Origin of the sequence: Flavobacterium ginsengisoli, from assembly GCF_029625315.1 — a bacterium.
Classification (GTDB): Bacteria; Bacteroidota; Bacteroidia; order Flavobacteriales; family Flavobacteriaceae; genus Flavobacterium; species Flavobacterium ginsengisoli.
This window is the reverse complement of the sequence record NZ_CP121110.1, coordinates 320,235-344,189: the sequence shown is the minus strand read 5'-3', so window position 1 is coordinate 344,189 and position 23,955 is coordinate 320,235. Positions and strand designations below refer to the sequence as shown.

Below are 23,955 nucleotides of genomic sequence, written 5' to 3'. Positions count from 1 at the left end.
CTGGAGCTGAAACTTTAACTCTATCATCAATTGCTCGCTAAAAACATCGTGTGAGATCCTCCTCCAGAACCACCTGTAACGCCAACTCTTGTCATATCAGCATTCTTAACCGTTGCTAAATAATCCAAAAAACGAATTCCTGTTAAAACCTGAACCGTTGATGCAATGCTGTTTCTGTGTGTTTCTTCTGGAAATTGTAGTAACGATTCTCCCCAAGCAAATAAATCGTAACCTACCACAATTGCTCCCATTTTTGCCATCATAGCACAACGGTACTGCTCGTCTTTTCTATATCTTCCGTCGCCAAAATGTCCGTCAGGAGTTAAAATAACAGTTGCTTTTTTATTTAACGGATATGGTTTGTAAATCGATCCTGTCGCATAAACACCAGGCAAAATTTCCAATGCAATATTTTCGACACTGTAATCTTTGTAAATTCTTTTTGGAGTTAAAAGTGGTTTAGATTTTGGCGTAGGGGGCGCCTTATCCAAACCAAATGATTCAATCATACAAGCTTTTAACTCCGTTTTACGTTTTTCCCATTCTTCTTTGGTCGAGTAAAGGCTTTCTAAGTAAAACAAGCGTTCTTTTCCTTTATCTACCGAAACTTTATGGTTTTCATATTTGCGTATAATGTAGGTTCCATCGGGTTGTTTAAAATACATCAATTCAAACGGCGCTAGAATGTTCGTTAGCGAAAGCGCTAAATTTCCAGGTTCAATTCTCCAATCGGCATAATCTAGTTCTTTTCCTTTTAGCAAACCTCTGTCATCGTTGATTGTGACGTTAAAAAGTGTTTCTATTTTTTTCAGTGTTTCTGATACAGGCTTTCTAAAATTAGTGTCAGAAGTACTTTGCGCATTGGCGAATGTCAAAGCAAAAATGGAAACTAAGAAGATGTATTTTATTCTTTTCATTATTACATTTTTTTTGATTTGCCTCCTGCTTTAGCTGGAGGAAAACAAATTAATTTCTAAAATTGGCTTTAGCCGAACTTATTCATTTGGCTAAAGCCTTGTGACTTGCTTTATTTTAAACCTCCAGCTAAAGCTGGAGGCAATTGATTTTTTCTACTTTTTCGAGTTTATTTACAATTCAAAACTCATAACTCATAACTCATAATTACAATTGACATTCTATTGTATAAATTCCAGATCCTAATTCCAAAACAGGCTTTTGAGCTTTTTCATCAAAACCTACCCTAACCTTTTTATTGTCAATTTTTATTTCCGAATTTTTAGCAACCGGCAATTTTATTGTCGCAGTTGTATTCACCGGAATCTGAACTGTCAAAATAAATTTGCCGTCTTTCTTTTCCCAAGAAGAAGCGATTTTTCCGTAAACTGATTGATAGTCCGCTTTCGCGAAAGTCATATCGCCAACTACTTCTGGCTGAATAAAGAAATGTTTGAATCCTGGTTTTTCAGGATCAGACATGATTCCAGCTAAACTTTGATAAAACCATTCTTCAATTTGTCCTAACATAAAATGATTCCACGAATTTCCCTTTCTCGGATCCCATTGTTCCGTTAAAGTAGTCAAGCCAAATTTAATCTGAAAACCATAACCCGGCGCATCGTAATGATTGTGCATTCTGTACATGGTTTCGTTTTCGCCATTTCTTGCCAAAGTCTGAAATAAGTAACGATTTCCAACATCTCCTGTTGTCAAGCGATCTCCTTTTTCTTTGATATCTGCTAATAAATTCTGCATTACAGCTTCTTTATACTGAGGCTCCACAATATCCATAAAAATCGGAACAGCATTGCTAAACTGGCTGTTTGTTCCGTACTGTTTGGTTTCTTCGTTAAAAAATTCTTTGTTGAAAGCCGTTTTAATCTCAGAAGCCAATGTATCGTATTTCTCAAAATCTTCGGTTTTACCTAGTAATTTTGATGCTTTTGCTACTAAATAAGCTCCATAATAATAGTGCGAAGTCGCAGAAAGCGCAATCGGACTATTTTTAGAATATCCAGCAGGATGTGTTCCATAATCATACCAATCACCTAATCCGTGTGAAACGATATGATTTGTTGCTTTTGTTCCTAAATAATCCACATAGTTTTTCATTACAGGAAAATATTTTTCTAATAGTGAAGCATCTCCGTAATATTCATAATACATCCAAGGCAGAATTACGCCTGTAACTCCCCATTCTGGAGAATCGGTAAAATCGCCTCCAAAGATTACATATTCAGGAACAATTGTCGGAATTAAGCCGTTATCACGTTGTGAATCAGAAATATTCTGCATGGTTGCGGGAAGGAAATTCTGAAGATTGTAATTAAACATTAAACCTGGACCATTCAGCTGAATTTCTTCCAACCAGCCTAATTTTTCACGTTGCGGACAATCGGTAAAAACGCTTTGGAAATTACTTTTAATCGAATTATTGATCAATTCGTGTGTTTTATTGAAAATCTCATTCGAACAAGCAAAATTTCCTGCTTCTCCAGCCGAATTGTAAATGAAATTCGATTTTAAATCGACCAAAGTTGGAAACTCTTTATTCTTATCTTCTTTATAATTAATATTTTCAATCTGAACATATTGATAACCGTAGAAACTAAATTTTGGCGTCCATTCTTCCACTCCATCGCCCTTTAAAGTATAATCGTAATAGTATGGTTTTCCTGATCTTCCCTGAGCAATTGTGCCTTCTTCATTTAAACCTTCGGCAACCCAAACACGAATCGATTGCCCTCTTTTTCCTTTTACTTTGATGGTTGGAAATCCCGAAAGATTCTGTCCCATATCAAAAACATAGAAATTGGGTTTCAGCTCTTTTACGGTTTGCACTTCGTATTGTTTCTGAATGGTAACTGGCGATGCAGTCTGAGGTCTTAAAACTCCTTTTGGTGCTTCCTGAATCACTACTTTTTTCCAATCTCTATCTTTGAAACCTTTACGATTCCAGTCTTTTTGTTCTAGATTGGCATTGTAATCTTCTCCTCCAAAAATACTATTATAGGTAATAGGACTTTTGCTGTATTTCCAAGTTCTATCTGACTTTATAATTTCTTCTGAACCATCATTATACTTGATTTTCATTTTGAAGAATAAAGTCGACGGTCCAAAACTCACAAAGAATTTGGTATATCTTTCAGCAAGCGTATTGTACATTCCGTTTCCTAACAAAACACCAATTACGTTATCACCTTTTTGAAATTCTTTTGCATTTAATTCATAAACATTGTAATTGACTGTTTTGTCATAATCGGTCCACAAAGGCGCAAATTGACTGTTACCCACTTTTTTCCCGTTGATAGTCAATTCGTAATGTCCTAGACCCGAAATGTAAACTACAGCTTCTTTGACTGCTTTTTCTATTTCGAAAGGTTTACGTAACATGATACTTCTTCTTGCCAAAGAATCGGAAGCATTGATAAAGGACATCTTTTTTTCTCTGTTGAAAGTGGCTGTGTGGTAATTTCTTCCTTCTGGCAAATGACTGTCGGCTTTTGTAATCGCCCCAATCCAAATTGGATTTAAATCTGATTCTAACGAAGCGGTTCTGAAAATAGCTGTTTTACTCCATTTAGAAACTTTACCTGACTGATTCCAAACTTTTACTTTCCAGAAATATTTGGTTTCGCTTTTTAATGGTTTTCCATTATAAACGATATGCAAGTTTTTGTCGGTATTAACTCTTCCGCTGTTCCAAATATCTCCGTCGTCATTATTTAATTTTTCTTCTGATGAAGCTACTAAAATCAAATAAGCAACTTGCGATGCATTGGATTCTTTTGAAACCAATAGCCAGCTTAATTTTGGCTGATTCTCGACAACTGCTAATGGATTTTCAGCCATTTCTGTTGTTAAACGTACAGGCAGAATTTGTCCATTTGAAATGAAAAAGAAAAAAACAAAAATGAAGGTTAATATGGATTTTGAAATATTCACTTTATAAATTTTTAATTGAACCATTGAGATACTTGTTTTTCAAACCATTAAGAGATTAAGTAAATTAAGCTTTGACTACTTTATAATCTTAAAAATAAGTTTCATTAAGCACTCCACTTAATTCTCTTAATATCTTTATGGTAATAACTAAACTAAAACATTCAGCTTAATTTACTTAATCTCTTAATGGTAAAATAATTATAACTTTTTAGTAATCAAAGATTCGATATTGAATACTGCTTCTGGGATTAATTTTCCGGTTTGAGGCAGATCGTCGTAATCGTCTGTGTCTGGCGCTGTGTCTGGATCTGGCGAATGTCTCTGTTCTCCCGTTCTAAACATGATTCGCTCGAAACCGTCTGTTGGCGCGTAAAATATCTTTGTTGATTCTTTTCCATCGTTTACTTTTATAGTGTACTGACGGTTTTTAGCATCTAACTTAACTGTGATTGTATATGCTTTGTTTGCTTCGTATTTTGTAACCGAACTCAAACGCGCACCATTTTTCACCTTTAATTCTCCATCCGAATCAAAAATCAATCTTACGGAAGGCAAACCTTGTTTGTTTTGGAATTCAATCTGTAATAAACCGTGATTATTTTGCTCTGGTTTTACTGTGAAAACGGCTTCCATTTTTGATGCGAAAGGAATCACTCTTTCGGCACGGGAATAATCAAAATAATCCTGATCTCTTAACGTCAGCCATTTTTTACCATCGGCTTTCTTTTCGATTTTGGTTGATGCCCATGAAAGGTCATACGTATTCCACAATTTTAACTCTTGTCCGTCAGGAAGATTATTGAAAACGTCATTTACATTTTCTGTTACTACCGAAGTTACAGGAACAGGGATCGAAGCCACCCAAATATCTTCTTTGTTCATACTGTAACCCACCCAGATTTTTCCATCTGGCGGAGTTCCATTTTTCTCTGTAATTCCACGAACGTATTGAGGACCTGCTGATTTATAATTTCCACCGTAACGCATCGGACTTACTTCTCCATGAACCAATAATAAATCTTTATAATTTAATCCGTCATCGCTTGTTGAAATTGCCAAAGGCCAGCGATATTCCGACGGATTATAAAGCGTTGCATAACGATTGTCTGACGTTTTTTGTCCCCAGATTTTAGCATTGCTGTTTACAAATCCAGGAGCACGCAATGGCATATAATCCCAAGATTTTCCACCATTTCTACTTATTGAAGTTAAAGCGTGTTTCCATAATCCTACTACATTTCCGTTTGGCAAATGGTAATAACTAAAGGCTTTATAAGGTTTCTGTAACGGAATTAATTCATCATCACGATCGGCTTCTTCTACCCATTGCTGTAAAACCAAAGGTTCTGATAAGATTTCTTCGCAGGCTTTTTTCAAACCTTTGTCTTTTGATGCGGTATAAAATGGGAATTTCGATTTCGATTTGTCCCAAGTTTTGTTGTATCTAATGAAATAAATTTCGCCGAAACTACCGTCTTTCTTGATTTCACGAATCACACGACCAATTCCTTTTCCATCGTTTGGATCATCTTTTTCATCCATTGCAATTCCGTAATAGGCTAAAGCAAAAAGTCGGTTGTCTTTTGACGTATAAAAGCCCATTCTTTGATGCATAATCGCATCCAGATTTTTGGCAACGCCTTCAACGCCTTCTTTCTTCCATCCGTCAGGAATTCTATAAATTGGAAAAATTACTTCAGGTTTTGTCCACGTTACGCCATCTTTAGAAGTCATTAATAAAGTTTGGCTTGGCGGAATATGTTCGCCTGATGGGTCGCTTAAATAATGCAGATAAAAGGTATTATTCCAATACGCCATCATCGGCTGGTGATTGTACGTCCATCCAAAACCATCTGCTTTTTCAGGATGTTCACGGCTTGCACGCATGATTTGTGTAGCGTGGACTCCAACGGCAGGACTCAATTGTCCGTGATGGTAATCGATGTTTGAAAGTGTTTTGCCAACATAACGCACAGTATCGTTCTGCGCATTTACAGCGGTACATGCCAAAAGGATTGTGGCTGTTGTAATGATGTTGGTTTTTATGTTTTGGAAAGTAATCATTGGTATTTTATTTTTTTGCCACAGATTTCACAGATTAAAAAGATTTTTTTTCTGCTTGATCTGCAAAATCTGCGGGAGAAAAATTTAGTCTCGCAGATTTGGCAGATTGTGCAGATTTATTTTTTGATTATTAAATACTATAAAATCATTTTAATCTTTGAAATTTGCGGTCTTTTCTTTTTATTTTCTATCAATTAATCCTTTTAAAACTTCATTTGAAATTGTTGTAATCGTTCCGTGTTTGTGTCCTTCTGGAAGGCTAATTTTGGATGATACATCTTCAAAATGAACAAAATCTGTTGTGCTTAACGCTTTATAATTCTTTGAGCCATAATTATCATAATACAATAACCAGTTTTTACCGACTTTCACAACTGTTGGACCTTCAGATAAATATTCGGTTAGAGGTTTTGAAGGTTTTTCAAACGGCCCTAAAGGCGATTTTCCGAAAGCTACTTTTATGTTTCGCATAGGTCTTGTATTGTCTTTCAAAACCAAAACATAATCTTTTTTGCTTTTTTTGACAATCACACAATCAATTACACTGAAACCGGAATCGTAATATAATTTTGTATCCGAAAACGTTTTGAAATCTTTTGTCGTTACGTAATACATTCTGTGATTATTTTTCTCTTCTTCCACTCCTTTTGGAAATCGAAACGGAATTGTCGATGCCCAGATAATTATGTATTCTTTTTTCACATCATCATAAAAAATTTCGGGCGCCCAAACGTTTACCACTTCTGCCTCGTTTTTCATTACGGGTATATACTGCTGTTCTGACCAATGAATTAAGTCTTTTGAACTTGCGTAGCCAAAACCGTTTCCGCCTTTCCAGTCAGTTGTCCAAACCATGTGATAGGTTCCGTCTGCTCCTATTGTAATTGACGGATCGCGCATGATTTTACTGGCTCCGATTTCTGGTTTTAAAAATGATCCTTCTAATCCTTTCCAATTGTAACCGTCTTCGCTATAGGCCAAATATAAACCTTCTGTTGCAGGTTCTCTAAACGACGTAAAAAGATATAAATCTTTCTTTTTCTGCGAATAACTAATCGCAAAAAGTGAAAGGGTTACTATGATGAATATTTTTTTCATGTTTCATTCTGTTTAAACTTTGTCAAAGTTGGCTCACCAGTTTTTATTCTGTAATTGCTTTTTTATCTAAAGAAGTGCCTTTTTTGATTTTCGTTGTTACGTTGTTTAAAACATTGTTTTTCAAGAAAATGTTTTTAGTGTCTTTCCCATCCGCCTCGATAAAAATATCAGTTGGATTGAATGGAAAATTATTGTTGATCAACGCATTCGAAACATTATCTAATTTGATAACCGGAACATCTTTTATTGGTGTTGAAGATCCAACATTGTCTAAAATAATATTTTTTGAATCTGATATTTTGAAAGAGGAACCAATTGTTGCATTTACTTTTACATCATGAAATTCAACATCTGTGGCTGTACTTATTGTAAAACCTTCTTTTCCGTCCATATTGATGTTGGAGAACGTAATGTTTTGAATTGGCATTTCGGTAATTCCAAGAATCTGTCCGGCTTTGTTTACGTTTGAAGCTGTAATGTTGCTCATGTGAATATTTCTGAAAATCGGAGTTTTCTCGGTTACAGGTTCAACTGTAGTTCCTTTATCGTAGAAAAGGCTCAAAACGATTGCTTCTTCTTTGATGTTTTTCATTACGATATTATCGACACGAATATCTTCTACAACACCGCCTCTTCCGCGAGCCGATTTGATACGGATTCCGCGATCTGTTCCGTCGAAAACACAGTTGGATATTGTGATTTTTTTGATTCCTCCTGACATTTCACTTCCAATAACCACTCCACCATGACCACTTAACATGGTGCAGTTTGTGATGGTAACGTTTTCTGTCGCTTTCCCATATTTACGTCCATCACCATCTCTTCCTGATTTGATCGTGATGCAATCGTCGCCAACGCTGATATGGCAGTTTGAAATGTGAACATTGGTACAAGAAGAAGGATTGATTCCGTCTGTATTTGGTGAATGTGGATTGAAAATTGAAATTCCGGTAACGGTTACATTATCACAGAATTCTGGGTTGATGGTCCAGAAAGGCGAGTTTTTAAAGGTTACGCCTTCAATCAAAATGTTTTTGCAATTGTAAGCCTGAAAGAAAGAAGGTCTAAAGAATTTTTTATCAACTGTTCTTTTATAATATGGTTCTGTGTAAAGGCCTTTGTTTTGTTCTTCCCACATAGTTTGATACTTGGTTGGAGGAAGCGGTTCTTTGGCTGTTTCGATTCGGTAAACTTCATTCCACCATGCTTTTCCTTGTCCGTCGATTACGCCTCTTCCTGTGATGGTAATATTTTCTACGTCTTTTGCATAAAATAATGGTTGGAAACTTTTCATTACAATTCCTTCGTAACGCATTTCTACGTAAGGAAGAAAATCATCAAAGTTCTCTGAGAACTTTAAAAGCGCTCCCGAATCTAAATGAATCGTAATGTTGCTTCTTAATGTTAAAGCTCCTGTTAAATATTCTCCCGCAGGGAAAAAGATCGTTCCTCCGCCGTTTTTAGATGCTTTTTCTATAGCATTCTGAATGGCTTGAGTACATTTTATTCCTTTGTTGTTTCCGCCTTCGTTTAGAATGTTTAACCAGCCGTCGTTTGCGAAAGTGGTGTTTAATCCGGTTATAAAGCAGAGTATTATTAGTATGTTTTTCATAGTTTATTTTTTTGTTCTCTCGCAGATTTAGCAGATTGTGCAGATTTTTTTTCTACCACAGATTACACAGATTAAAATGATTTTTATCTGCTTTATCTGCAAAATCTGCGAGAGTTTTTATTCTCATTTTTTGTCACCCTGAGCGAAGTCGAAGGGCGCATGCAATGTCAATTACAGTGTCCAATCGTTGCAGTCCTTCGACTTCGCTCAGGAGGACATACTAGACTTTTTTTACTTTGACTTCAAAATCAAAACCCAGTCATTACCATCTTCTTTTTTACCTTCTGGCTGAAAATTTTGAGTTCCTTTATTATCAAATGTTCCGATTTTAGTTTTTTTGCCATTTCTTGGATTGTACCAAGTCGCTTCGAATTTATCACCAGCAATTTTTCCTAGTTTTACTTCTATTATTCTTCCGTTGTAGGTGTATAATAAAGCGTATTTTTCTCCTCTTATCGCTGGAATATAATCGTATTTCTCGCCTTGGTTAACTACTAAAGAAACATCTGGAACTCCTTCTAAAAATGGCACTTCTTCCATTAATTTCTTAATATAAACCATTTGCTTTGCTCCAGGCGCATTAATGGCTGATGTCCATAATTCTTTGTTTCCGTAAGCTGGTTTATCTCCTTTTCTGAACATTTGCATTACAGCATTGTGCCCATATGTGTATCCTGCTCCGCCTGATAAAACCGACCAATATCCGTAACGGCGAACATCGTTTGCTGTCCATTTTGGCTGTAAAGTATCGTGTAAACCGTGTGGAATTCCTTCATAAGATGGTTCTCCATCAAGTGTAGGTTTCGTTGGTTTCAATTCGAAATCTCTTAGTACAAACTTGTAATTGTCTTCTTTGAAATTCGTTTTTATAGAATCCTGATCGTATCTTCTGTGTCCTGATTGGAACATATTGAAATCCAGCCATTTTTCGTTGTGGAAATTCTCTGAAGAATCGGTTCTTCCGAACGGGTGGAAAGTTACTAACTGGTTTGGATTGTTGGTTTTTAAAGTATTTCCGATAGCATTCCAGATATCCTGAAATTCGTTTCCATGTGTATCTCCTCCGTTTAACCAAATTACATTGGTTCTGTTTTTATATCGGTTAGCCAAGAACTGAGCGTATTCTGTTGTCTGTTCTTTGCTTACTTTATTCCCTTTTGAAACATTGGTTCCCCAAACTGGAACCATCGCTACATAAATTCCGTTTTTCTGAGCTACATCTAAAGTGTAATCTACGTGATCCCAGTAATCGTATTGCTTTGCATCTTTGAAATCATTTCCTGCCGTAATCAACGGTTTTGAAACGTCTTCGTTGATTAAAGCCGCATCGCCATAAACGTTAACGGCATTGATGTTGTGCAAAACCATTACCTGAACGACATTAAATCCTTTCTCTTTTCTGTCTTTAAAATATTTCTCAATTCCTACTCTGTCCAGTTTCCCGAATGCTAGCCAGCCTGTGTCACCAAGCCAGAAAAATGGTTTTTCGTTTTCGGTTACAAAATAATGCTGATTTTTAGATACTTTGATTTCAGGCAGAGATGCTTTTGTTTTGGCAGATTGCGAAAATCCGCTTTGTGCTGTCAACATAAAGCTTATACAAAGAGCGTATAAAGATTTAATTTTCAGATTCATTTTGGTTTGTTTTTGAATTGTGTTCTTATTTTTTTGCCACAGATTTCACTGATTTAATGGATTTCCCAAGCTTTGTCTTTATATTTTTTCCCACAGATTTCACAGATTAGGCAGATTTTATTTTTAATCCTTTTAATCTGTGAAATCTGTGGCTAACTATTTCTTAATTAAGAAAAGTACTTTTTCTTTTATTTCAGCTTGTGGGATTACCATTTGTTTTCCTCCGCTGACATTTGCTTTTTTCGTTATATTTCCTGTTGTTGCATTAATTGCAAATACTTCAAATGTTCCTTTTTCGTTTGATAAATCGATTGTAATATCTTGGTCTTTTTTTACATAAAAAAGATAGCTTTTTCCCTTATTTTCCAGTTTCCAAAGATTATCTGAAAACGTATTTCCATCAACTAATTTCATTTCGCTTAAAGCAGAATAAAACTGAGGCAATTCGATTTTTGGAATATTTGGCAATGAAGCTCCCGCCATTAAAGCCGGCCATCCAAATCTTGAAGAACCGTCTGTTGAATATAAAATGACTTTTTCAGGATATTTTTCTCTGTATTCTCTAACTGCACGATACACTTGATTATCGGTTTCTTTTCCGGTTTTTAGTTTTCTGGCGTGCTGTCTTGGTGCTAAATTTACGCCTCCTTGTGGAGCGTAAGCTGAACCGTCTTCTTTGTAATACCAATAACGAATGTCGATTACGTCAACGGTTTTATTTCTTTTAGCATCATTTAAAATAGCATCCTGAACGTCTTTTGTAGCACTTAATCCAATTAAGCCTTTTTTTCCTGTTTCGTCTTTCCATTTTTGGGCTTGGTCTAACCAGAATTCCATAAAATGTAACGGACCTGTATACTCGGCACTTGTTAACTGAATTACGTTGCTGTTTTCCTGAAAGTTTTCGAACGATTTTCTGATGAAACCTTCGTGTAATTTTCTTCTTTCGGCATTCGTAATATCATAAAACTGCTCCGCCATAAAAATACGTTTGTCTCCTGCGTATGGTGGTGGCTCCGGAAATCCCGTGCTGTTGATATTGTTTGCTGAACGCCAAGGCGAACTTGCCCAATGCGCTCCAGCTTCTAAAATATTGTGCTGAAAATATTGCTGATTGATTAACATTTGTCCGTTTGGTTCTGCCAGCGTTGCAAACTGCGCTAAACGGCTCCAGTACCAATCGTTGAATTTTGTTAAATCATATTTACTTAAATGATCCCAAGCGAAATCTTTTCCGCTTCTTGCGAAAGGTTGTTCGTAAAATGGAGGCCAAACATCGTCATCAAATCGGCGTACGCGTTCGTGATCGTCCATTCTTCTTTCGTACCATAAACCGTAATTGTGTTCTAAGGCAACGATATTATTTTTAGTCAAATAATCTACTGTTTCCTGTACTTTATCTGTCAATCCGTTTCCTGTTCTTCCAGGTACAAAACGAGTAATATGTGGTGTTGATTTGTTAACGAAATCATCACTTAAATCGCCTCTCCACCATGCTACGTTCGTTTGTTTTCCTGCAATTACTTTTCCTTCAAAAGTTAACCAGCCATTTTCTGTAGTTACTTTAGAAGTTGATTTTTCTGTTTTATTTGATGCAACTTTTAAATCGTTTGCATTTTTTAAACCTTTAATGTCTGTATTAATCGGATTTGCTTTTGAAGCTTCTGCAATCAATTCTTGTAAACTTTTTGCCGTTGTAGCAGAGTTTTTAGTCAATTCTGCGACAACTTCTACACTCGGACTTGAAGAAGCTTCTGAACCTAAATCATAGATAAATGGCTGAACTGGAAGTTTTCCTAATCTAGCTTCTAGTTGTGTGTAGAATAAACTTCTTGGACTGATATGTTCGTTTACGTTTTTCCAATGTCCGTTTCCTCCAAATTGTCCCCAAACTCCAAAAGCCCAGTTTTGTGCTGTTGGCGGACTATAACATTCAACTTTTGAAGCCGATGATTCCCAGATTACAGAATTAGCGGCTGTCCATCCAGCGCCTCTTCCGCCTTGTTCTCTGTTGTTATAGCTTAATGCTTTTCCGTCGATATTAGCAATGTCAAATAAAACTCCAGTTGCCCAGCTTCCGATTGCGCCACTGTTTTCGAATGGCAAATGTGATTCGCATTGTACGAACACATTTGGTCCAGTTGTTCCGAATCCGCCCACGGCGAAATCATGATATCCAAATTCGGAGTAACAACGCTGGAATAAAGTCTGCTGACCTTCGGTATAAAAAGTATGTCTTCTGAATGAAGCGATTTCTGAAATTGGTTCTGTAGCAATACAATCTTCAACTGTAATTTGCTGACTTGTTTTTAAAATCGTAACAGCTCCGCCTGCAAAGTGTTTGAAATTAACTTGTTTTACCCACGCATTTCTGGTATTTTCAATGCTGATTGCCTGCCATCTATGTTCTTCGTCTTTTAAATTTGAAGAATTATAGGTTGATTTAATTAAGATATTTTCAATTCCGTTATTTTCAGTTCTTCCTTGCCAAGAATAAACAGTTACTTTAGAAGTCCCGAAAACATCATCTAAAGACATTGTGATTGGAGCATTTACCGTTACTTCGTTTCCGTTGATTTTGGTTACAACACGATTCCAAGTTGTCGTCCAATCCCCTTTTTTCCAGCCAATCCAAGAAGTTTCTCCGCCGAAATCCTGCATTTTAACCTCTTTAATGAAATTATCCGTTAAAGGTTTGCTGATTTCGATTTCCTCGCCAACTTTTAATTTTGATGTATTTTTTAATTGGATTTTCTGTGTTCCAAGTGGCGTGTAAGCGTTTGCGAATTCAAATGAATCTTTGTACACTTTATCATTTTCACCCAAAATTCTAATTAGAGCTTCTCTTTCTAATCCGGTTCCTAAAAGTACAGTTCCGTTTTCGGTATTACCGCTTCCTCTTAAAACAACTCCCGATTTTCTAATGTATAATGTTCCACTGATTTTGAAAGTTCCTTTGTCTAACAAAACTGCTCCACGAAACCCTGATTTATCTGGTTTAAGAGAACTTACATAATCAATTGCATTTTGGATTTTCTGTGTTGCATCTTCTTCTTGTCTGCGAAACAAAAATTTTGTTATCCAAATTCGGAATGGCAACTTCTGAGTTTCTATAGCCTGCAAAAGAAAAATCTGGGATTTGATTTCCTTGATTATCAGCTGTGAAAGAAAGTTTGCCTTCTTTGGTTTTTACAATGTCTGGGGAATTGTTTTGGGCTGTGATGTTTCCGCTAATAAACAGAGTAATACACATTAAAGAAAATGTGTTTTTAAAAGAAGAAACTATATTTTTTAATTGATCGAAATTCACTTTTTTTCTTAATTTAAATTTCAGAGTTTAGATTCTTAAAATTAACCTTTTAAAGGAACAATAAATTTATAAAATCCTATTTTCTCCAATCTTGTCATTTCGACGAAGGAGAAATCTTCGTTGCTAAATCGACAAAGATTGACATACTTTGCGGAGTTTCTTGCGAAGATTTCTCCTTCGTCGAAATGACAAACTAAGCGGATATTACATTTAAGAGACCTAACAGGTTTTAAAAACCTGTTAGGTCTTCATAATTTTTCTATTGTAATAAAGACTTTAATTTTGACAATGTATCTGTATTGTTTTCCGTTTTCGTCCAATCAACTTTAGTGTTTGGATCGATTCCGTTAAAATATTTTTCGATATTGGTGTAACCATCTCCGTTTGCATCTTTATTGGCATCTGAAGCATCGTTAGGATTTAAGCCATATTTCTTCTCCCAAGCATCTGGAATTCCATCATTATCTGAATCTTTATAAGCTTTTCCTTTGTAAGTTGGATATCCGCCAACTTGATCAGGATGCGTTATAATTCCTTTTTTATATGAGTCAGCTGGTAATCTTCTTTTGATATATTCTTTTCCGATATTATTTTCTAAACCATCTTTTACTTCGATTTTTCCTGTACGAACTTGTTTGATGACTCTTTCGTCAACAGCATCTCTTTTCGGAATTGTTGCTCCAACATTCGTCAAAACAAAATCATAAGCTTCTTCTGCCGACATGATATTGAATTTTGGCATTGAAAAAGGTTTTGGCTGTTTAATTGTCGCTAAAAATTCTTTTGTTTCCGCTTCTGGAAGGTTTTCCAATTGTACTCCTCCATTCCAGTTGTCTGCTGTAACTTCTGGAGAACCTACAATAAAGTTTCCTGAAACGTAAGCTCTTCCGTATTGTTTTGGTTCAATATATCCAGATTCAGGTTTTACGATTCTATGTGCAATAGGTTCGTTTTGTGGCGTTATTGGCCCTGGTTTAAAATAGTTGTTGATGATGTTCAACATCGAACGATAATCACCGCCATCAAGAGTACGATTCCACCAATTAAATACTACGTTATTCACAAAATTAAAGTCGCCATACATTCCGATAGAAGCATTTCTTGAAATGTTGTCGGCCCATAAGTTGCGCATAAAAGTACTATTTAATCCGCCGATTGTACTTCCAAAAGCATGATTATAAGTATCTAAACCTTCTGATGAAATAGTGTTTTGAATCGTGATATTACAAGCTGGTAATTTCTCCAGTTTTGATTTTGCATTAGCCGCAAATTGATGTCTGTATAAAGAAATATTTTCGTCCAATCCCCAGCTTACAGAACAGTGATCTACAATGATATTTCCCATTGGGTTTCCGCCCAATGCATCATCTCTTCTAGTAACTTCTGTAGCGCCACGGCGAAAACGCATATGTCTGATAATAACGTCGTGCGTGTCGATTTCTAAAGTTTCTCCGGCGATACAGATTCCGTCACCCGGAGCGGTTTGCCCTGCAATAGTTACGTAAGGCGCACGCATACTGATTCTTTTTTTCAATTGAATAATTCCCGAAACATTAAAAACAATTGTTCTTGCTCCTACCGCTTCACAAGCTTCACGGAAAGTTCCTTTTCCGCTGTCTTCTAAACTTGTCACTACAAATATTTTTCCGCCACGTCCACCTTGTGTGTAAGCTCCACCACCTTCTGCACCTGGAAAAGCAGGAATATCAGCAAAAACAAAATCTTTTGGATAGAATGCCCAAGGTAAATACGGTTTCCCTTGTTTTGCTTCTTCTTTAATAATGTGATAATTAGCATTCCATATTTCGCTCAATCTTTTTTCTTCATCAGCTAAAATAGCATCTGCTTTTTCCTGAACAGGTTTTGGAATTACTGGATATTGGGCATACGCCGACGAAACAAGGGAACAAAATGAGAAAGCCATTAATGTTCTCTTTAAAGTACAGTTGGGAAAAATATTTTGCATTGTATTGTGTGGTCTAGTTAATAGCAGTTAGTTTTTAAGAGATTATTCTTTTGCAGTAGAATCTTTTGCTTTCTCTCTTTCTTCGATACGTTTGTGCCAGTCAGCACTTTCTTTATTTAAATCGTAACCTTGTTTTGATAAATAATTGTTGATTCTTCCTTTGTATTTACCAAACCAGCCGTGTTTTTCTTTAGATGAACCCGCATCCATTGCATACTCTCTGGCTTCAACTAAAGCTTTGTAGATATAGTCTTTTTGTTCTGCAGTTAAATTTGGCAACATATCGTTGTAACCTGCGACTGTGATAGGAAGCACTCCATAAGTCATTCCGTCTTTTACCTCAGTGATTTTATCTTCTGATAATTCTTTACCTAATTTTTTGATATAAGATTTATGCAGTTTTGCAATTGACTCGTCTGCCTTTGCTTTCAGTTTATCAATTTTCTCGTTTTGCTTTTCTTTAACTAAAGAAGTATCTTCTTTTACTTTTTTGATTTCAGCATCTCTTCCATCCTGAATTTCAGTTAAATCTCTAAATTGTTGCGCGATGATATTTGAAACTACTTTTTCTTTTGCTTCGTTTTTCAAATCTAATTTGGTAACGATTTTCGCGACTCTTTCGTTGGTAACTTTTACATATTCAGGATCTAAATGTTGTTGCGCAATATTACTCCCAAACACTAAAAACATCATTAAAACACCTATATTTTTTATTAATTTCATCTTAATAAATTTTATGAATTACAATATTTAATCTGCCTAATCTGCTAAATCTGCGGGCTAATTTTTTTCTCTCGCAGATTTAGCAGATTTGCAGATTTTTATTCTGCTGTTTCTAATCTCGCCGATTCTTATTTTAAATCTAATAAAGGTCTAACTAATGTTTCTTTGTTATTAGCCAAATCTTTCCAGTCTACTTTTATCGCAGGATTTACACCGTTGATGTAATCCTCAATATTTGAATATCCGTCTCCGTTTAAATCTCCTTGCGCATCAGATGGATCGTTCGGGTTTAAACCGTATTTTTTCTCCCATGCATCCGGCATTCCGTCTTTGTCTGTATCTACATAAGGTTTTCCTTTGTATTCTGGATATCCTCCAACTTGAGAAATATCTGTAATTATTCCTTTTTTATAAGAATCCATTGGAAGCCTTCTGTGCTCGAATTGATAGAAAGTCTTTTTCTCTAATCCTTTTGCATATTCTGGAACTCCAGTTTTTACTGTTCTTACAATTCTTTCGTCAACTTTATCTCTAAGTGGTAAGGTTGCCCCAACGTTTTTAAGTACGAACTCATAAGATTCTTCAGCAGTCATGAATTTATTGAACCAAGGCATTGGGAAAGGTTTCTCTACTTTCATCTTTGCAAAATAGTCTTTCGATTCATCATAAGTCATTAACTCACCTTTTTTATTTTCGATTTGAATACCTCCGTCCCAATTGTCTTTAGTAACTTTTTCGTTTCCGTTAATTACGTTTCCGTTTACATAAGCTCTACCAAAAACCATATAAGGCAATTTGCTTCTTCCAGATTCTGGTTTTAAAATTCTGTAACTTATTGGTTGTGTTAAATCGGTTACAGGACCTGGTTTGTAGAAATTGTTGATGATGTTGTAATTAGCAGTGTAATCTCCACCATCTGTAGATCTGTTGTACCAGTTGAAAACTACGTTATTCACAAAATTGAAAATTCCGTTCCAACCGATAGAAGGGTTTCTTCCTGCATTATTAGCCCACATATTTCTCATAAAAGAGCAATTTTCACCACCTAAAGTACTTCCGAAAGCATGGTTGTAAGTATCTAAAGCTTCTCCAAACAAACTGTTTTGGATTGTAATATTTACCGTTCCCACTTTAATGTCTGGATAACCTGGTCCAGGATTGTACATATGTCTGTAGATTGACATATTTTCATCTAATCCCCAAGTTGCAGAAACGTGGTCGATCATGATATTTCCAACAGGATTTCCTCCGATAGCATCATCACGACGACCTACAAAAGTTTCTCCGCGACGGAAACGCATGTGTCTAATCACTACATCGTGAGTATCAATCCAAGTTGATTCTCCCGCCACGCAAATTCCATCTCCAGGAGCTGTTTGTCCAGCAATTGTGATATAAGGTGCACGAATGATTAACGGGCTTTTAAGTCTGATAATTCCAGCAACATTAAATACCACTATTCTAGCTCCTCCTTGTTCGCAAGCTTCACGTAAAGTTCCTGGTCCACGATCTTCTAGACTCGTTACCGTGTAAACTTTTCCGCCACGACCACCGAATGTGTACATTCCTCCACCTTCAGCACCTGGGAAAGCAGGAATTTCTGCTTGAGGTAAATCTGTTGGTCTTGCTGCCCATGGAATATATGGTTTTCCATGTCTAGCTTCTTCTTCAATAACGACTAAAGCTTTTTCCCAAGCTTCATCAGAAAGTCTTTGAGCTTCTTCTTTGATAGCTTTTTCCTGAGCCTGAACTTCTGGACTAATCTTCGGATATTGAGCAAAACATTTTGCACTTCCTAAAAAAAGCAGAGATGATGCGATAAATAATGCGGAATTTTTCATGTTAATTTCTAGTTGTGGTAATTCTTTTTAAACAAATCACCTGTATCTTTTAACGAATACAGGTGAAAAGCTTTATATAATAATCATTGTTTTGACATTAAATCTATTCTTGATAATTGAAGGTTCCAGCGGTTCCGCCGTTCCATCCAACCGTTTGCTTGCAACCAGTTATTCTGAGTTAGAATACTTGTTTGTAACCCCATTATATAATAGTTTGGGTTAAATTTAATTTGCGCAGCAACGTTGTTTACGTTATCCATTGGAGTCAATAAGTTTGTGAATACAAAATTATCAGTGTAAAAAGTTGCTAAAGCGTCAATTTGACTGCTAAAATTAGCTGAATCAGGATCTACGCTGATTGCTGCACGTGCACTAGACAATGGATCTGTTTTAGTAGCGACATTTTTATATTGTAAATAATATCCTGTACGTTGTGTACCGTTAATTGGCGTTAAACCTAATTTAGAAACTGTCCCACCATTAATACCTGGAAGAGCTTCATCACTGTAAAGCATCCAACGCTGCACATCCCAAAAACGTTTTCCTTCGTAAGCTAATTCTACTCTACGCTCATATAAACAAGCGACAATAGCAAGCATATTTATCAGCCAAAATACCAATTCCGTAGTTATCAGCAGAAGGAATTCCTACACGAGCTCTAATTTTTCCTAGGTAATTAATTGTATTACCAATATCGCCTTTTGCAGCGTAACATTCAGCAATATTTAGTAACAATTCTGCATAACGATACTCAAGAATATTAGTTACAGAATATTGGAAACTACTAGCATTTGATGCAGTAACATTTGACATTTTTCTTACGTATGCAGGGCTATTTTCTTGATTATTGTCACTAAAGTATGGTTTATCTTTATCTGATCCATCTAACCAACGATAAGACCAAGCTACACTGCTTGTACTTTCTGCATATCCCCATTTCATTCCAGAAAAAGCAAATGTTCTGTAAAATCTAGGATCACGTTTTTTAAAGAATAAGAAAGGATCGTAACCATTGGCTGCTGTAGGTTTTTTTCCGTTATCCATTGGAAACAAGTCGATCATTTCTTTTGGCGCTTCAAATGCTCCTGTACCGCCTTGGCTAACTAAACGCATTGCTTTTTCCCATGAATTGTTATTACTAACAGAAAGAGTTGCTCCGTTTCCTAACAATTGAACCACAATAGCTTCTTTATTAAATCCTTCTAATGTAAACATATCATTCCATTGTTTTGCTGAACTTCCGTATAAGCCATATCCATCAGCTGTCAATTGAGTTTCTGTCGCTAAACCAGCTTGTAGTGCAGCATCCCATCTTTCTGTAGAACCATCCCAGTTTTTATTGAACAATGGACTTGCATAGGTTAATAGTACTCTTGCTTTTTGTGCCAAAGTTGCTCCTTTTGTAAAGCGTCCATAATCTGCGCCTGCGTCTGGCCAGTTTCCTGGTAATAACGAAGCTGCCATATCTAAATCTGCAACAATTTGATTTACTACTTCAGTAACTGAAGCTCTTGGCAATTTAATTGCATCATTTGTAGAAGTTGTCGCTTGTGTTGAAGTAACAAGAGGCACACCTCCATACATTCGCATTAAATCAAAATATTGAAGCGCTCTTAAATAATACACTTGGCCTTTTGCACGATCACGGAATGTTTTATCTAAACTAGATCCTTTTACATCTACTTCTTCTAAGAAGCTATTACAGTCTCTGATACGGTTGTAAGGCTCATTTTTAATTTTATCTTCTAGTTTTGTTCCAAAATAATTTGTTGCATCATCAGAATTTACTAATGTTTTTGTTGGATTTACAAGGTCTGTAATTCCTCCTATTTCTTCTGTTAATCTAGAATATGCATCGGTGTACTGACCTACAAAAGTAGCTTGTGGAGACTTAAATGCATAGAAAAAGTCATAATATAGGTTGTTTATATACCAATTTGTACGCTCTTGACTTTCATAAAATGAATCATCAATCTGTCCAAAATTTTTCTTATCTTCAAGAAAATTGTCACTACATGAAGCACTAACTATAAGTAATACTGCAAGAGTTAATATTGAGTTTATTCTTAGTTTCATAATTACTTATTTTTTTAGAATGATACACTTAAGTTAACAGACCAAGTTCTCAATGTTGGATAAGTGTCATAAGATGAATCATACATATTACGATAATGGTCAGGATATGGATTGTAGAAATCCCAAAGATTATTTCCAGTTACACCCAATGACAAACTACTAATATTTAATTTATTTAAAACATCTTTTGGCAAACCGTAACCAATTGTTAAGTTTCTAACAAAACAACGGAAATTATTTAATTGCCAGAAGTTTGAAGGAGCACCAACCAATTCATCGTCATATAATGCTAAGTTAGGATACTTACCATTGACATTATCTGGTCCGTACATATCTGTCCAATAGCTTTCGTGAGCCCACATATTGTGTGCTGTAGCAGTTCCTTGTTTTACTACATCAAGTTCGCGGAATCCACCCCAAGATGTAGAGATTTGAGTTCTCATATAAAAACTTTTGTATTTCATACCTAAATTGGTAGTAAAACCATAGGTTCTATTTGTATTTACTAATTTCTGATAATCCAAATTTTTATCAATTCTTCCGTCAGGTCCTGCTTGTTTACCAGTTGCAGGATCAAATGCTCCACCGACATCTTCATAAGCCAACATACCTTTAATCATACCAGATATACTTGTAATTTTATTAAAACTAGGTGTTGTTCCGGCTGCAGCAGCTCTTTCTGATAAGTAAGCCCAGTAGTTTGCAATATCTTCATCTGTACGTAAAATTCCGTCTCCAGTAGATGTTCCGTTCCAAGTTTTGAATCCCCAGTATGGGAAGAAAGAAGAAGATCCAGTTTGAGTTACATTAAATGATGGATGTTGCAAAGCTTGCTCTGGATATTTTTTCACTTTATTATCTGAGTAACCAAAGTTCACTCCAACATTATAACTAAAATCATCTTTGATTTTATCACTCCAGTTCAAACTTACCTCAAGTCCCCAAGCATCAACAGCTGCATAGTTTTGTTCAGCAAAACCACCACCAACTGAAATTGGCACACCAACAGCACCAGCCATGTTAGTTAACATATCTGTTGTTCTATCATAATAGAAGTCAGTACTAATTTGCAATCTATTTTTCAATACATTTACATCAAGCCCAACGTTGTTTTTGATTGTTGTATCCCAACCAACATTCCTATTTGGGTTAACTTTTGGAGTAACTCCTCCTCCTAAAGATCCACCAGTAGCACCAGTTCCAAACACAGCACCTTTATCAACAATAACATCATAATACTGCATCCATCTCCAAGCTTGTACGTTATCTTTTCCTGTTTTACCAATAGAATAACGAAGTTTAAGAAAATCTACACCTGGCAATGCTTTAGTAAACCAATCTTCTTTAGACACAATCCAACCTGCTTGAAGTGATGGGAAGAATCCCCAATAGTTTTCAGGAGCAAATTTTGTTGAAGCATCGCTACGGAAAAGGAACTCTAATAAGTATCTAGATTTAAAACTGTAATTAAATCTACCTAAGTAAGAAAGTGTTCCTGATTCTCCTTTTGTATTAATTGAGTTTGAAGAAATTGTTCCTGCTGTCTGATAAGTTCCAGCATAATCTTTTCCTGTACCTTCATATGCTAAACGTGTTGTTCTGTATTCAGCTTCTGTACGCTCCATACCAACCATACCACTAACATCATGATTACCAAATACTCTTGCGTAGTTTGCAAAAAAGTTAGCTTGATTATTTCTGCTAAGAGAAGTATTATAGTATACGCGTGAGTTACGAACGTTAGTATCAATTTGATAATAAGGGTCAACACCATTATTTACAGTAGTTGGAACTGCAGAACTTGCTAAGTGCATATCTGCTTTTTCGTATCCAACAATTCTTGCCAAGTCAAATGGTAACTGAACTTGTTCTGTATATCCTGTGCTTTCTGTTCTTGCAAACGTACCTTTAAGAGATAATCCTTTTACGAAAGGAACTTTATAGTTCAAAGACATATTCACGTTATATGAAAAATCATCTGAAATTTGTTTCGAACCATTGTTTAATGTTGCAAAATAGTTCCACCCTGCAATTGTAGTATTAGCATTAGCACTTCCTAAAGTTCTAGTTGTTTTAGGAAATGGAGACATGTAATATTCTTTATCATTAACTACCGTTTCCCAAGGAATATATTTAGGCATATGTAGCAAATAACCATAATCAGCTTGCTCACCACCACCTGCAATACTACCATAACTACTGTCATTGATATTAGCAGATGCTTTAGTAAACGATTTTTCTATGTCTCCAGAATTGGTAGCAATTGCGACAGAAAAATCCATTGAATTAGAAATTTTAGCATTAATACCAGTTCTAAAATTCCATTTTTGATAATCTTGCTTACCTAAATTAGCTCCTTGAGTAAAATAGTTTAAACCTGCAAAATATGTCATTTTTTCGTTACCACCAGTAACTGTCAAAGTATGTTTGTCTTGAATTGCTGGTTTCCAAGCTTCTTTTAACCAATCATAATTCAAGCCTTTCATTTCTTCTAATTCTCGATCAGAAAAATAACCAACCCCATTATTGCTTAAATTTTTTACAGACAGATATCTATTAGACCAAACTCCATAATCATAAGCGCTCATGGTTTTACTATGGCTTACCGCATCATTTACTGCAAACTGACTGTAGTATGAAAATTTGGTAACACCAGCTTTACCTCTTTTTGTTTTAACCACAATTGCTCCTTGTGAAGCACGAGAACCATAAATAGCCGCAGAAGCATCTTTTAATACAGTAATACTTTCTATCTCTGAAGGATCCAAACGGTTAAAAGCATCTAAAGTTGGAAAACCAGATACTGGATCTACCTGAACCATATCATCAATTACAATTAATGGTGTATTAAATCCTCCATCTTTAGAAAAACTAAATGTTTGACGAATTTGTAATGAAGCAGCATCACCAGGACGTCCGCCTCCATCTATAACAGCCAATCCAGGAACCAATCCTTTCAATGCATCAGATAAGTTAGAAACAGGTAAATCTTGTACATCTGCTGCATTAATTGTTGCAATCGCACCCGTAAGTTTTTCCTTTTTCTGTGTACCGTAACCTACTACAACTATATTTTGAAGTTCATTTGAATCTTCAGCTAATTTTGCATCTACTACAGTACGTCCATTAATAGGAATTTCTAATTTTTTCATTCCTATAAATGAAAACACTAAAGTAGCGCCTTGTCTTACTTTTATTTGATACTTACCATTAAAATCTGTTGTAACTGTATTCTTTGTAGATTTCTCAGTTACATTTACGCCAGGAAGAAGGCCTGATGTATTATCAGTAACAGCTCCTGTTACCGTAACTTGATTACTAGAGCCTTGAGCATAACTCAATACACTCATCAGTGCAAACAAAAGAAAACTACATCTTCTTATAAGTGCTTGTTTCATAAATGTTTTTTTTGGTTAGGTTATTAATGTTAGTTAGTCATGTTTTAAACATGTCTTAATTTTAATAAAACTTTATTTAAAGAAATCTTAACTAAAGATTATTAAATGTTTAAAACACATTTATTTTAATATTCCAAAAATAGGACGATGATACATGAGAACCGTCCTGCTCTATCCTGTTTTAATCGCAGAATGTCAAAAAAAATGTGACTAAAAAAACAATATTAATAAAAAACGAATGGAAAAAATAGATGAACCTAAATATTTCGGGCAAATGTTTGCTTAAAAGAAAATTTATAAACTCATTTTGACGAAAAAACAATAAGATT

14 protein-coding genes are annotated in these 23,955 nt (G+C 35.6%); all 14 read right to left on the bottom strand.

Annotated features, from left to right (window positions below; genetic code table 11):
• Positions 1–26 precede the first annotated feature (26 nt).
• The 14 genes from P5P87_RS01520 to P5P87_RS01455 all read right to left on the bottom strand — a co-directional run bounded on the left by P5P87_RS01520 (position 27) and on the right by P5P87_RS01455 (position 23,626).
• Complete coding sequence (locus P5P87_RS01520) at positions 27–917, bottom strand: hypothetical protein (protein ID WP_278021298.1); 891 nt, start codon at positions 915–917, stop codon at positions 27–29.
• A 205-nt stretch (positions 918–1,122) separates the two neighbouring features.
• Positions 1,123–3,903: a glycoside hydrolase family 78 protein gene (locus P5P87_RS01515; protein ID WP_278021297.1), complete on the bottom strand. Its 2,781-nt coding sequence runs from the start codon at positions 3,901–3,903 to the stop codon at positions 1,123–1,125.
• 198 nt (positions 3,904–4,101) lie between these two features.
• The gene (locus P5P87_RS01510; protein ID WP_278021296.1) at positions 4,102–5,967 is read right to left on the bottom strand and encodes a sialidase/neuraminidase family protein; all 1,866 of its coding nucleotides are present in this window, start codon (positions 5,965–5,967) and stop codon (positions 4,102–4,104) included.
• A 180-nt stretch (positions 5,968–6,147) separates the two neighbouring features.
• Positions 6,148–7,065, bottom strand: a complete 918-nt coding sequence (locus tag P5P87_RS01505) for a glycoside hydrolase family 43 protein (protein ID WP_278021295.1) — start codon at positions 7,063–7,065, stop codon at positions 6,148–6,150.
• A 43-nt stretch (positions 7,066–7,108) separates the two neighbouring features.
• Entirely contained in the window at positions 7,109–8,677 is a 1,569-nt protein-coding gene (locus P5P87_RS01500; RefSeq protein ID WP_278021294.1) for a glycoside hydrolase family 28 protein, read from the bottom strand.
• Positions 8,678–8,908: 231 nt separating this feature from the next.
• Positions 8,909–10,312, bottom strand: a complete 1,404-nt coding sequence (locus P5P87_RS01495; RefSeq protein ID WP_278021293.1) for a glycoside hydrolase family 140 protein — start codon at positions 10,310–10,312, stop codon at positions 8,909–8,911.
• Positions 10,313–10,468: 156 nt separating this feature from the next.
• On the bottom strand, positions 10,469–13,381 hold the full coding sequence (locus P5P87_RS01490; protein WP_278021292.1) for a DUF6298 domain-containing protein: 2,913 nt from the start codon (positions 13,379–13,381) through the stop codon (positions 10,469–10,471).
• Positions 13,329–13,565 (bottom strand): hypothetical protein, encoded by a 237-nt coding sequence (locus P5P87_RS01485; RefSeq protein WP_278021291.1) that lies wholly within the window; start codon positions 13,563–13,565, stop codon positions 13,329–13,331. Before P5P87_RS01485 ends, P5P87_RS01490 begins: the two co-directional genes overlap by 53 nt.
• Positions 13,566–13,881: 316 nt before the next feature.
• Positions 13,882–15,588 carry a polysaccharide lyase gene (locus P5P87_RS01480; protein WP_278021290.1) on the bottom strand — a complete coding sequence of 569 codons (1,707 nt, stop codon included), beginning with the start codon at positions 15,586–15,588 and terminating at the stop codon, positions 13,882–13,884.
• A gap of 42 nt (positions 15,589–15,630) precedes the next feature.
• A complete protein-coding gene (locus tag P5P87_RS01475; RefSeq protein ID WP_278021289.1) occupies positions 15,631–16,311 on the bottom strand; it encodes a DUF3826 domain-containing protein in 681 nt (226 codons plus the stop codon).
• A 128-nt stretch (positions 16,312–16,439) separates the two neighbouring features.
• A complete protein-coding gene (locus tag P5P87_RS01470) occupies positions 16,440–18,152 on the bottom strand; it encodes a polysaccharide lyase (protein WP_278021288.1) in 1,713 nt (570 codons plus the stop codon).
• Between the two features lie 83 nt (positions 18,153–18,235).
• Complete coding sequence (locus tag P5P87_RS01465; RefSeq protein WP_278021287.1) at positions 18,236–18,751, bottom strand: RagB/SusD family nutrient uptake outer membrane protein; 516 nt, start codon at positions 18,749–18,751, stop codon at positions 18,236–18,238.
• Positions 18,723–20,228, bottom strand: a complete 1,506-nt coding sequence (locus P5P87_RS01460) for a RagB/SusD family nutrient uptake outer membrane protein (protein WP_278021286.1) — start codon at positions 20,226–20,228, stop codon at positions 18,723–18,725. Before P5P87_RS01460 ends, P5P87_RS01465 begins: the two co-directional genes overlap by 29 nt.
• A gap of 14 nt (positions 20,229–20,242) precedes the next feature.
• The gene (locus tag P5P87_RS01455) at positions 20,243–23,626 is read right to left on the bottom strand and encodes a SusC/RagA family TonB-linked outer membrane protein (RefSeq protein ID WP_278021285.1); all 3,384 of its coding nucleotides are present in this window, start codon (positions 23,624–23,626) and stop codon (positions 20,243–20,245) included.
• Between the last annotated feature and the right edge of the window lie 329 nt (positions 23,627–23,955).

Bases quoted from the DNA above. Each gene is read 5' to 3' on its own strand.
- P5P87_RS01455 (WP_278021285.1), bottom strand. From the start codon at position 23,626: ATGAAACAAGCACTTATAAGAAGATGTAGTTTTCTTTTGTTTGCACTG.
- P5P87_RS01520 (WP_278021298.1), bottom strand. From the start codon at position 917: ATGAAAAGAATAAAATACATCTTCTTAGTTTCCATTTTTGCTTTGACA.
- P5P87_RS01460 (WP_278021286.1), bottom strand. From the start codon at position 20,228: ATGAAACTAAGAATAAACTCAATATTAACTCTTGCAGTATTACTTATA.
- P5P87_RS01465 (WP_278021287.1), bottom strand. From the start codon at position 18,751: ATGCTTGCTATTGTCGCTTGTTTATATGAGCGTAGAGTAGAATTAGCT.
- P5P87_RS01495 (WP_278021293.1), bottom strand. From the start codon at position 10,312: ATGAATCTGAAAATTAAATCTTTATACGCTCTTTGTATAAGCTTTATG.
- P5P87_RS01470 (WP_278021288.1), bottom strand. From the start codon at position 18,152: ATGAAAAATTCCGCATTATTTATCGCATCATCTCTGCTTTTTTTAGGA.
- P5P87_RS01480 (WP_278021290.1), bottom strand. From the start codon at position 15,588: ATGCAAAATATTTTTCCCAACTGTACTTTAAAGAGAACATTAATGGCT.
- P5P87_RS01500 (WP_278021294.1), bottom strand. From the start codon at position 8,677: ATGAAAAACATACTAATAATACTCTGCTTTATAACCGGATTAAACACC.
- P5P87_RS01510 (WP_278021296.1), bottom strand. From the start codon at position 5,967: ATGATTACTTTCCAAAACATAAAAACCAACATCATTACAACAGCCACA.
- P5P87_RS01475 (WP_278021289.1), bottom strand. From the start codon at position 16,311: ATGAAATTAATAAAAAATATAGGTGTTTTAATGATGTTTTTAGTGTTT.
- P5P87_RS01505 (WP_278021295.1), bottom strand. From the start codon at position 7,065: ATGAAAAAAATATTCATCATAGTAACCCTTTCACTTTTTGCGATTAGT.
- P5P87_RS01485 (WP_278021291.1), bottom strand. From the start codon at position 13,565: ATGTGTATTACTCTGTTTATTAGCGGAAACATCACAGCCCAAAACAAT.